Raw genomic sequence first — 3663 nt, forward strand, 5'->3', positions numbered from 1 at the left:
GCACCACGGCCGTAGCCGAGCCGCCGCCGCGCCAGGTGGTCCGCCACCATCTCCGTGGTGATCGGCACGCCGGCGGGAAGACCCTCCAGCGTCGCCACCAGCGCGGGGCCGTGCGATTCGCCCGCGGTCAGCCAACGCAGCCTGCTCAACGGTCCCCTCCGGCGCCACTGTCGGTGAAGGCCCGGTCGCCGTGCAGCCAGGAGACCTTCCGGTACATGTCCCGCTGCGACAGGGCGGAGAGCATCGCGTTGCGCTCCTCGGCCCGCGAGCCGGCCGGGTGGTACAGCTCGCTGCCCATGCGCCGGGCGACGAGCTGGATCCGTCCCGCGCGTTCACGGCGTACGGCGTTGTACTTCTCCAGACGCTGCACCAGGTCGTCCTCCCGGGCGGTCTCGGTCAGCTCGCCCAGGACCACGGCGTCCTCCAGGGCCTGGCAGGCACCCTGGGCCGCGTACTGGAGCATGGGATGGGCGGCGTCACCGAGCAGTGCCACCCGACCGTCGGTCCAGGCCGGCGCCGGGTCGCGGTCGCACAGCACCCATTCGCGCCAGCCCTCCCCGAGTTCGAGCAGGCGCCGGGCGGTTGTCCCGATGCCGGGGAACCCGCCGAGCACCTGCGCGCGTTCGGCCTCCCGGCCGGCCACCGGCACCGTCGCGCCGTTGTCGCGGGTGACGGCGAGATTCAGGTACCTGCCGCCGCCGATGATGTAGTGCACGAAGTGCCACTTGGGACCGGCCCAGAGCGTGACCGTGTTCCAGCGCAGTTCCTCGGGCACCTTCTCGATCGGTATCACCGAGCGGTAGATCGTGTGGCCCGACACGCGCGGTTCGCCGTCGCCGAGCATCTGCGCGCGCACCGCGGAGCGGATGCCGTCCGCACCGATCAGCGCGGCGCCGTGGAAGGCACGCCCGTCGGTGGTGTGCGCGGTGACGCCCGTGGCGCTCTGCTCGTAGCGCTCCACCGCGGCGTCGGGGACCAGTTCGACGGCGTCCAGCTCCTGGCAGGCGGTGAGCAGCGGCTGGTAGAGGTCACCGCGGTGCACCACGGCGTACGGATTGCCGAACCGGTCGCGGTAGGCATCGGTCAGCTCCATGCCGGCGACCTTCTCGCCCGTGGTGCCGTCCATGAAGCACAACTCGTCGATGAAGACCGCCTGTTCGCGCACGCCCTCGCCCACGCCGAGGCGGTCCAGGGCGTGGAAGGCGTTCGGCCCGAGCTGGATGCCGGCGCCGATCTCGGCGAAGGTGCCGCGGCGTTCGAGCACGGTGACCCGGTGCCCGTTGCGGGCCAGCGACACGGCCGTGGCGAGCCCGCCGATGCCGCCCCCGGCGATCAGTATGTGCGTCATGCGAATCGTCAGTTCCTTTCTGGTGCGATCACGTCGATGGCCTGTGGCCTAGGCCGGGGTGCGGGCCGGGGGAGCCGGCAGCGGATGCCGCGGGAAGAGCCGGTGGAACTCCTCGTGGAAGGCGGGGAAGGTCTTGGCGACACAGCCGGGGTCGTCGAGCGTGAGGTTCCCCGTGCGCAGGTTCAGCACGGAGAACGCCATGGCGATGCGGTGGTCGCGGTGACAGGCGATCCGCGCGGGGGAGGCGCTGCCGGGGTGCACCGTGATCCAGTCCCGGCCGGTGTCGGTGCGCACGCCGAGCGCCCGCAGGTTCCGGGCGACGGCCTCGATCCGGTCCGACTCCTTGAGCCGGGCGTGGCCGATGCCACGGATGGTCAGGGGCGCGTCGGCCAGCGGGGCGATCGCCGCCAGCGTCATGAACGTGTCGGAGATGTCACCCATGTCCACGGTGAAGCCGCCCCTGAACGTGCCGGTTCCGCTGACCGTGACCTCGTCCGGGCCGCGCCGCACCCGGGCCCCGGCCCGCTCCAGCACCCCGGCGAACCGCACGTCGCCCTGGAGACTGCCGTCGCCGAGGCCCCGCACGGTGACCGTCCGCCCGGTGACGGCCGCGGCGGCGAGGAAGTAGGAGGCGGTGGAGGCGTCCGGCTCGATCCGCACGGCGGCGGCCCGGTAGCCGGTGGGCCGGACGGCGAACTCGCCCGGGGTGTCCTCGGTCACCTCGGCGCCGAAGTGCCGCATCAGCGCGAGTGTCATGTCGACGTAGGGACGGCTGACCAGTTCCCGCACCCTGAGCAGCAGGCCGCCGGGCAGCAGCGGGCCCGCCATCAGCAGCCCGCTGAGGAACTGGCTGCTGAGGCTGCCGTCGACGTCCAGCGCGCCGCCGTCCAGGCCGCGGGCGCGGATCCGCAGCGGCAGCGTGCCGCCCGGCCCGGTGCGCACGTCGGCGCCGAGGCGGCGCAGCGCGTCGGCGAGCGGTGCCACGGGCCGGGCCGTGAGCTGCTCGCTGCCCGCGAAGACGAAGTCGCCGTCGCCGGCGGCGGCCAGCGGCGGCAGGAAGCGCGCGGCGGTGCCCGCGTCCGCGCACCAGACGCGGCCGCCGCCCCGCGGGCCGCGGCCCAGCCCGGTCACCCGCCAGGCGCCCTCGTCGTCCGACGACCGGATCCCCGCGCCCAGGTCGCCGAGCGCCTGACGGAAAGCGAGGGTGTCGTCGCTGATCAGCGGAGCGGTGAGCACGCTGGTACCGGTCGCCGCGGCGGCGAGCAGGAGGGCTCTGTTGGTCAGTGACTTCGAGCCGGGAACACGGGCGTACAGCGTCGTGGGCGGCGGGGGGACGGTGGTCATCGCTGTCCTTTGTCGAGTGCGGCGGGCATCGGAGGCGGCGCCGGGGAGGGAGTGCAACGGCACGGAGGGACCGGGGGACGGCGGCCCGGGCGATCAGCGGGCGGCGGCGGCGAGCACGGCGGCGACCTCTTCGGCGATCTCCCGCGGCTCGCGGTGTTCGGCACGCACCGACACCACCGCGAGCCGCCGGTACAGGGGCAGCCGGGCGCGCAGCAGCAGCGCGAGACCGGTCCGGGGGTCGCCGTCGAGCAGGGGCCGGTCGCCGTCGGCCCGGACCCGGTGCGCGAGCGTGTCCAGCCCGGCCCACAGGTGCACCACACGGCATCCGCGCAGCCGGGCCCGGGTGCCCTCGTGCAGCACCGCGCCGCCGCCGAGCGCGAGCACACCGGTGTGCTCGGCCAGGGCGGCTGCGACCGCCTGGTGCTCCAGCAGCCGGAAGGCCGGCTCGCCCCGCTCCCGCAGTACCTCGGGAGCGGGCCGGCCCGCCAGCCGGGCCACGTCCTCGTCGGTGTCCCGGAAGGACACCCCCAGCAGTCCGGCCAGCTCCCGGCCGACCGAGGTCTTGCCCGCGCCGGGCATGCCGATCAGGATGGCCGCGGGTCCGGTCATGGAGGTGCCGCCTTTCGGGTCGAGGGGCGTCGGGCCGTAACGGGTGAGGGCGGGGCCTCGGGCCCGGTCGTGGGTGTCGTCGGGTGTGAACCGCCGGATTCGCGCGGCGTGGAGCACGGGCGGCCGACGACTTCGCGCGCCGTGACGGCCGTGGACGCGTCACCCTCGCGCCCGGCCGCTCGCCGGCACCGCGGTACGGGGAGGCGTCCGCACCCGGGTCGGGGACCGACTCCCGCGCCGGGGGGGGGGGGGGGGGGGGGGGGGGGAGGGACGGGGGGGGGGGGGGGGGCGTCCGAGAGGGAGGGGGGGCGGGGGTGGTAGGGGGGGGGTTGGGGGCAGGAGTTAAAGCAGCGGGGTGGGTG

Annotated in this window: 4 protein-coding genes; all 4 read right to left on the reverse strand. The window is 75.1% G+C overall.

What is annotated here, in order from left to right:
• Window positions 1–149 (reverse strand): chorismate synthase (locus ACZ63H_RS38465; RefSeq protein WP_469873103.1); only part of this gene is annotated, 149 nt, incomplete at its 3' end.
• Window positions 146–1348 (reverse strand): 3-hydroxybenzoate 6-monooxygenase, encoded by a 1203-nt coding sequence (locus ACZ63H_RS38470; RefSeq protein WP_469873100.1) that lies wholly within the window; start codon window positions 1346–1348, stop codon window positions 146–148. The genes ACZ63H_RS38470 and ACZ63H_RS38465, both read right to left, overlap by 4 nt.
• A 48-nt stretch (window positions 1349–1396) precedes the next feature.
• Entirely contained in the window at window positions 1397–2692 is a 1296-nt protein-coding gene (gene aroA, locus ACZ63H_RS38475; protein WP_469873101.1) for a 3-phosphoshikimate 1-carboxyvinyltransferase, read from the reverse strand.
• 93 nt (window positions 2693–2785) lie between these two features.
• A complete protein-coding gene (locus tag ACZ63H_RS38480) occupies window positions 2786–3301 on the reverse strand; it encodes a shikimate kinase (RefSeq protein WP_469873102.1) in 516 nt (171 codons plus the stop codon).
• Between the last annotated feature and the right edge of the window lie 362 nt (window positions 3302–3663).

This window comes from Streptomyces sp. NPDC104831 (genome assembly GCF_055583025.1).

What these genes read in the sequence shown, in the direction of transcription:
- ACZ63H_RS38470 (WP_469873100.1), bottom strand. Translation starts at nt 1,348, where the DNA reads ATGACGCACATACTGATCGCCGGGGGCGGCATCGGCGGGCTCGCCACG.
- aroA (WP_469873101.1), bottom strand. Translation starts at nt 2,692, where the DNA reads ATGACCACCGTCCCCCCGCCGCCCACGACGCTGTACGCCCGTGTTCCC.
- ACZ63H_RS38480 (WP_469873102.1), bottom strand. Translation starts at nt 3,301, where the DNA reads ATGACCGGACCCGCGGCCATCCTGATCGGCATGCCCGGCGCGGGCAAG.